The following is an 8,591-nucleotide window of genomic DNA, read 5'->3' on the forward strand; positions in this document are numbered from 1 at the left end:
TATAAATATTTTTAATTAGTAAGTCACATTGATGCCAAACAAATTACATTTTATTTCAGGTTTACCGCGTGCAGGCTCGACGTTGCTCGCAGGTATACTCCGGCAAAATCCACGCTTTCATGCGGCTATGAGTAGCCCTGTAGCAGGGCTTGTTAATGGCGCCCTCGAACAAATGGGGGCGGGTAGTGAGTCCTATTCATTTTTCGATGAACATAAGCGTAAGGTCATTTGTCGGGCATTAATTGATGCTTATTACCAAGATAAAAACCATCCGGTGATTTTCGACACTAATCGTCACTGGACTGCTCGTTTGCACCAATTGGTAGAGTTGGTTGATGATTTTAAAGTGATTTGTTGTGTGCGTAATCCGGCTTGGATTATGGATAGTTTTGAAGTGATTTACCGTAAAAACCCTTTTGATTACAGCCGTATGTTCAATTCGGCCTCGCGCCAGACTGTGTATAGCCGCTGCGAGTCATTAATCAATGCTGGTGGCGCGGTTGGAAGTGCATGGACGGCACTAAAGGAAGCCTATTACGGCGAGTTTTCTGATCGCTTGCTATTAGTGGATTATGATCTGCTTACCCAGCATCCGGCACGCACGCTGGAGTTAATCTATCGTTTTATTGGCGAACCGCAATTCGAACACGATTTTAATCATGTCGAATATGCTGAAAATGAGTTTGACCACAATCTTGGGGTCAAAGGTTTGCATAGCGTTAAGCGGAAAGTGGAATACAAAAGTAGGCGCAGTATTTTACCGCCTGACTTATTTATGAAGTATCAAGAAATGGACTTCTGGCTGGATAGTACTGGCACTGCAGCCAATATTATTGCAAGTAAAAAACCTGTAGCACCTAACGCAAAAAATGAAGGGAATCACTTATCATGAGACACGCACTGCTTAGTGGGCTTTCCTCGCTGTTATTACCATTCGGACTCTATGGTGCTGGTGCTATTGCAGCGCCGAGTTATCAGCGATCCTATTTGAATGCATCGATAAGTGCATCGACCGATCTATTATTGCGTTCAGACACCTCTTTACCACAGGATCTAATTGATTTATCTGGCGATCAACTGGATATCCAGAGTGCACATCCTGTGCGTGAGCTGGTGATTGTTGATGGTGCAGTGACTGATGCCGATAAGGCTGTGCTGCGCCGCGCCCTTAAACCTAGTGTTCAATTGGTAGAGTTAGATTCTTCTATCGCTGGATTACCGCAATTAATTAATGTACTTGATGAACACAAAAATCTCGCCGCTATTCATGTGGTCTCCCACGCACAAGCGGGTGCTATTTTGCTCGGTAATTCACGTATTACCCCGGAGACAATCCAGCATGAAGTGCACGCATTTGCCGCGCTAAAAGGCGCGGTGCGTGAAGGTGGCGATTTATTATTTTACGGTTGCGATCTGGCCGCAAACGAAACCGGTGAAGCGCTGCTGGATATCATTAGCAATAACACGGGTTTGGATATTGCCGCTTCCAATAATTTAACCGGTAATGCCGAATTACAGGGCGACTGGGATTTAGAAGTTACCCGCGGAAATATTGAATCTACGTTGGCGTTTTCTGAGAAGGCGTTAAGGGATTTTTCGGGTGTATTAGCGCCTTCGAATGGTACAAAAACATTTTCTGGTTGGTCAGGAAATCTCACTACAGAACTTAGTACTACCGATTTCAGATTAACGGCAACGGATGGAAATAATAGTATACAGAATGTTGGAATTTATGGAGGCATTGCTTATATCTCGACCGGTACTCCCAATATTAATAGTAATCACTATTTCTATTTAAAGGCAGACGGAACCAATACTACTGCGTTTGAGCTCACAGGCTTAAGTAGTGGAGAAGCCCCAGGGTATAACCATAACTTCACCAATGTGCGGATTGTGGGCATTGTTCGGGGGGGGGGCACGGTCAACTCTTCTACAATAAATGGCACTAGTACTTTCGATGAATCCTTTACTTTCGAATCGGGGCAACTAACCGCATTTTCCGGGGTTAAGCTGACAGGTTTTAAGCTTTATTTTGATTGCAGTACAAACTGTATCCAAGCGGCTGACGTCGCCAAGTTTGAGTTCAGAAGTTTTACCATCCAAGGCGCTGTTAATACACCGCCTGCTGTTACCCCAACACTCAGCAGCGTTAACTTATCGGATTCAGCACTGAGAGCAGGCGAAACCTCCACAGTCACTTTTACATTTTCAACGGCGGTTACCGGTTTTACCAATGCTGATATCACTATTCCAAATGGTTCACTGAGCGCTGTAAGCTCTGGTGATGGTGGCACTACCTGGACGGCAACTTTCACACCAACAGCTAGTATTACCGATGCAACAAACGTATTTACGGTTAACATGACTGGCGTCAGCAGCGTTGCTACATCAACACCAGGAAGCGGCACCACCAATTCCGGTAATTTCACTATTGATACATCGCGACCAACAGCAACAATTGTAGTTGCCGATAACGCCTTGATGGTTGGGGAAACCTCGCTGGTTACCATCACTTTCAGTGAAGCGGTGACGGGATTTGCCAATGCGGATTTAACGATTGCGAATGGTACTTTGAGTGCAGTGAGTTCTGGTGATGGAGGCATTACCTGGACGGCTACATTGACTCCCACAGCCAGTACTACTGATGCCAGTAACCTGATCACACTGGACAACACTGGCATGACCGATGCGGCAGGCAATGCTGGAACGGGTACAACAGACTCCAACAATTACGCCGTAGATACCGCCCGCCCCACAGCATCAATTGTGGTGGCTGATACAGCGCTGTCGATTGGTGAAACCCCGCTGGTCACCATTACGTTCAGTGAAGCGGTGACAGGATTTACTAACGCAGATTTAACCATCGCCAACGGCACACTCAGTACGGTGAGTTCCGGTGATGGTGGTGTCACCTGGACAGCCACCTTTACACCTACGGTCAGTACTACTGATGCCACCAATGTCATCACGCTTGCTAACACGGGTGTAAGCGATGCATCAGGCAATACAGGAACAGGTACTACTAATTCCAACAATTATGCAATCGATACGGTTCGTCCCATTGCTTCAATAGTGGTTGCTGATACCGCACTGGCTGTAGATGAAACTTCATTGGTCACCGTCACATTCAGTGAAGCGGTGACTGGTTTTACCAACGCCGACTTAACCATTGCCAATGGTACTTTGAGTGCGGTGAGCTCTGGTGATGGCGGCATTACCTGGACGGCAACATTGACTCCTACCGCCAGTATTACCGATGCCACCAACCTGATCACTTTGGATAATACCGGTGTAACAGATGCAGCAGGTAACGCAGGAAGCGGAACTACTGATTCCAATAATTATGCAATTGACAGCCTGCGTCCAACGGCTTCGCTGGTTGTGGCGGATACAAGTTTGTTAGCCGGTGAAACCTCTCTGGTGACAATCACCTTCAGTGAAGCGGTGACAGGTTTTACTAACGCCGATTTAACGATTGCGAATGGTACTTTGAGTGCGGTGAGTTCTGGCGATGGAGGCATCACTTGGACGGCGACATTGACGCCGACAGCCAGTATTGCGGATGCCACTAACCTGGTCACACTTGATAACACTGGTGTGACCGATACTGCAGGCAACGCAGGAACGGGTACTACTGATTCCAACAATTACGCCATATCCACTGTGCGCCCTACGGCATCAATTGTCGTTGCTGATACAGCTCTTGCAGCAGGTGAAACTTCGTTAGTCACAATCACCTTCAGCGAAGCGGTGACTGGATTTAGCAATGCTGATTTAACCATTGCTAATGGAAGCTTAAGTGCGGTGAGTTCTGGTGATGGCGGCATTACTTGGACGGCCACCTTCACACCCACAGCCAGTATTACGGATACCAGCAATGTCATCACTCTAGCTAATACCGGTGTACAAAACGCTGCTGGTAATACAGGAAGCGGAACGACTGATTCCAATAACTATGCAATTGATACTGCTCGCCCCACAGCCTCAATAGTGGTTGCCGGTACTGCACTGGCGATTGGTGAAACCTCGTTGGTCACTATTACTTTCAGTGAAGCGGTGACAGGATTTACTAACGCAGATTTAACGATTGCCAATGGAACACTGAGCGCGGTGAGTTCTGGTGATGGTGGTATTACTTGGACTGCAACTTTAACACCGACGGCCAGTATTACCGATGCTACTAATGTCATCACATTGGATAATACTGGCATCACAGATGCAGCAGGTAACGCGGGAACAGGCACAACTGATTCCAACAATTATGCAATTGACAGTACAAGGCCAACCGCGTCACTGGTTGTTGCTGATACAGCTTTGGGTGCTGGTGAAACGTCATTGGTCACCATTACTTTCAGTGAGGCAGTGACTGGCTTTACCAATGCGGACCTTACCATCGCGAATGGAACATTAAGTGCGGTGAGTTCATCGGATGGTGGCATTACCTGGACGGCGACTTTGACGCCAACCGCCAGTGTGACGGATGCAACCAACATCATTACATTGGATAACACTGGAGTGGCCGATGCGGTTGGTAATGCGGGCACAGGCACAACGGATTCCAACAACTATGCCATAGATACAACACGCCCAACGGCCACAATAGTCGTCGCGGACACTGCATTAGCGGTTGGTGAAACGTCCCTGGTGACCTTCACTTTTAGTGAAGCTGTGACTGGTTTTACCAATGCGGATCTGACTATTGCCAACGGCACTTTAACTGCGGTCAGCAGCGGTGACGGTGGCATTACCTGGACGGCGACTTTGACGCCAACCGCCAGTGTGACGGATGCAACCAACATCATTACATTGGATAACACTGGGGTGGCCGATGCGGCTGGTAATGCAGGCACAGGCACAGCGGATTCCAACAACTATGCCATAGATACAACACGCCCAACGGCCACAATAGTCGTCGCGGACACTGCATTAGCGGTTGGTGAAACGTCCCTGGTGACCTTCACTTTTAATGAGGCAGTGACTGGTTTTACCAATGCGGATCTGACTATTGCCAACGGCACTTTAACTGTGGTCAGCAGCGGTGACGGGGGCATTACCTGGACGGCGACTTTGACGCCAACCGCCAGTGTGACGGATGCAACCAACATCATTACATTGGATAACACTGGGGTGGCCGATGCGGCTGGTAATGCAGGCACAGGCACAACGGATTCCAATAACTATGCGATAGATACAGCCACGCCAACAGTACAGAGTGTTAACCCACTAGATGGCGATATTGGGGTGGCAGTTAGTGCCAATTTTGTGCTGACTATGAATGAAGATATTCAACTCGGTACCGGCAATATAGTGATCTACGACGCCGATGATCTGGCCGTAGCGACCATTGATGTGACTGCACATGCGGGACAGTTAAGTACAGCTGGTGGCATGTTGACTATTAACCCAACCGCGAATCTAGTTGAAAACACCAGTTATTACATTCAAATCGCTAATGGGGCTATTACCGACTTGGTGGGTAACCTTTACGCTGGGATTAGCAATAAAACCGATTGGAACTTTACCGTTGCCGATGTTACACCACCGGTGGTGACTGGGATTGTCGTGACGGGATCGCCCGCAGCGAATGCGGCTAGTCTAGTGTTCACTGTGAGTTTTGATGAGATAGCGAGCAATCTATCTACCGATGATTTTGTGCTCACGGCAACAGGCTCGGCCAGTGGCAGTATTGCCAGCGTTTCTGCGGCATCTGGAAACAGTGTTGATGTGACTGTGAATACTGTGAGCGGCACGGGTAGCCTGAGACTCGATGTCAAGGCGAATTCCAATATCCAAGATGCTTCCGGTAACGGTAATGGAACCAACGGCTATACCGCCGCTTATACCGGTGGTGCAAGTCATACTGTCGATCGCGATGCGCCTTTAGCACCTTCGGGGCTGGATCTTGCCACGGCTTCCGATTCCGGGATCATCAGTACAGATAATTTAACCAGCGATACCACCCCGACAGTCACAGGCAGCGCCGAGGCGAATAGTACTGTGACGCTCACGAGCAGCATCGATGGTGTATTGGGTACAACAACGGCAGATGGTTCTGGAAATTGGTCGTTTACCACGCCGCTATTAACCAGTAATTCAGCGCATAATATTACGGCCACTGCGACCGATGTTGCGGGCAATACTGGCGCGGTGTCGACGGCACTTGCGCTTACGCTCGATACACAAATTCCCTCGATAACCAGCTCGGCCCCTGCAGGAGGTGCCGCGGCGGATGCCAGTGTGATATTCAACCTCGCCTTTAGCGAATCGGTGAATAGCCTGACGACGGATGATTTTGCCCTGGTGAGCACAGGCACCGTATCTGGTACTATTTCGAGCGTTTCCGCTAGCTCTGGAACCGGTATTGCCGTCACTGTTAATGGCATATCGGGTACGGGTAGTCTGAAGGTCGGCCACACAGCGAGTGATATTGTCGATGATGCGGGTAATGCACTCGGTGCCTATAGTGCCGGCACCGCACACTCGGTCGATACGGATGCACCAACTATTTCGAGCGTCAGTTTTGACCAGACGTCGGTGACTCAGGCAAATCAAAATGCGATTAGCCTGACCTTAGCGAGTGCGGAGGTGGGAACCAGCGCAAATTACACTATTACCGGCAGTTCAGGCACGCCTGTCACTGGCACTATTGCCGTCGTGAGTGCGTCACAACAGCTCATCAATATAGATGTGAGTGGCTTAGGGGATGGCACTTTGACAGTGAGCCTGACCCTGACAGATGCGGCGGGTAATGTTTCTAGCCCCGCCGTGACCGATACCATATCGAAAGATGCCACAGTGCCTACAGTGGATGTCGTCGCCGTTAGCGATGGGCATTATGGTGTCGGCAGCACTATCGATATCACTGTCACCTTGACCGAGGATGTTACTGTTTCTGGCACACTCTCTACACTGTCGCTCGATATCGATGGTGTGGCTCGTCAAGCGGTATTCGTGTCTGCTACCGGCGGTGTGCTGACCTATAGATATACAGTCCAAGCGGGTGATAACACGGGGGCGAGTGGTTTAATTGTCGATACCAATGGCATAGCACTTAATGGCGACACTATGCGGGATGCGGGTAGCAATGATGCCGACTTAAGCTACAGCCAGTGGAGCAGTGTCGATGTGATTGTCGATACGACGGCTCCCGTCGATCCTATTGTTACTGCGCCTGCTGGCACTATAAGTACCAATCTGGCAACGACATTGATCAGCGGAACGCACCCTGACGATGGGGTGACAATCAGCCTCTATGCCGATGTGGATAATGACGGTGTTGCCGATAACGCGACTGTGTTGGATGACACTATAGTGGTCGCGGGCACTTGGACTCTGAGTGCCTCATTATCGACGGACAGCGACAATAATTTCGTTGTGATTGCCAGCGATGCAGCGAGCAATGTTTCCGCACCCCAGAATGTCCCTACTATTACTCAAGACTCAACGGCGCCAGCTGCTCCATCTACGCCAGATCTGGATGCAGCAAGCGATTCGGGGACGAGTTTCGCGGATAATATCACCAAGAATACAACACTCGTGTTGACGGGGACCGCAGAGGCTGGTGCCAGTGTCGTCCTTAGCAGCCAACTTGATGGTGAGCTTGGCACTGTCAATGCGGATGGCAGTGGTGATTGGAGCGTTAGTGCGACCAACGTGAGTGCGGGCACCCATAGCATCACAGCGGTTGCTACTGATATCGCAGGAAATAGCAGTGTCGCATCGAGCGCTCTATCTGTGACTATTGATACGAGTGCGCCCACTTCCTCAGTAATTGATAATCAAAACATTCAACCTGGCGAGAGTTCATCTACGCTCGCGTTTACTATTGCCGATGATGTAACCGCTGTGACGGATATTCTTGTGACGCCAGCGAGTTCAGATACCACAGTGGTCCCACTGGCGGATGTTGTATTAGCAGGAAGCAATGCCGACAGAAGTGTGACTGTGACTGCGCTTGGCTCGGGTACCAGTACCATCACCCTTACGCTCGAAGATGGTGCGGGTAATACTAGTACTCAAACCTTCGAGGTTGTGGTGAATAGTGCTCCGACTATTTTGGGAATACCCGCGACGAATGTGGCTCAAGGTGCACCTTATAGCTTTGTGCCAACAGGTGCAGATGCGGATGGTAATAGCCTGCTCTTTGACATTACGAATCGACCTGCATGGGCGAGCTTTAATACGGCAACAGGGGAATTAAGCGGTACGCCAACGAATGCGGATGTCGGTGTGACGACGGCAATAGTGATCAGTGTGAGTGATGGAGTGCTCAGTGCGAGCCTGCCCGCTTTCAATCTCACGGTCACCAACGTCAACGATGCGCCGACGATTAGTTCAACAGCTATCATTGCCGCCACTCAAGATGCGGCGTACAGCTACAGCTTCGCGGCGAGTGATACCGATGTGGGCGATGTACTGACATTGAGCGCGGTGACTAAACCGAGTTGGTTGAGCTTCAATGCGGCTACGGGCGTGTTAAGTGGCACGCCAGGCAATGCCGATGTGGGCAGTCATGCGGTGACACTGAAAGTCACCGACACGGACGGCTTAACGGCAGAGCAAAGCTTCAGCATTACCGTGACCAACGTCAA

General features: G+C 49.7%; 2 protein-coding genes. Both read left to right on the plus strand.

Features of this window, described 5'->3' with window-relative positions; all coding sequences use genetic code 11:
- Window positions 1–31 precede the first annotated feature (31 nt).
- Window positions 32–892 carry a sulfotransferase gene (locus Q4Q54_RS16465; RefSeq protein WP_263185006.1) on the plus strand — a complete coding sequence of 287 codons (861 nt, stop codon included), beginning with the start codon at window positions 32–34 and terminating at the stop codon, window positions 890–892.
- A partial coding sequence (locus Q4Q54_RS16470) for an Ig-like domain-containing protein (protein WP_311989001.1) occupies window positions 889–8,591 on the plus strand: 7,703 nt, incomplete at its 3' end. The genes Q4Q54_RS16465 and Q4Q54_RS16470, both read left to right, overlap by 4 nt.

The sequence above is a fragment of the Shewanella sp. SP2S2-4 genome (assembly GCF_031932025.1).
Taxonomy (GTDB): domain Bacteria; phylum Pseudomonadota; class Gammaproteobacteria; order Enterobacterales; family Shewanellaceae; genus Shewanella; species Shewanella baltica.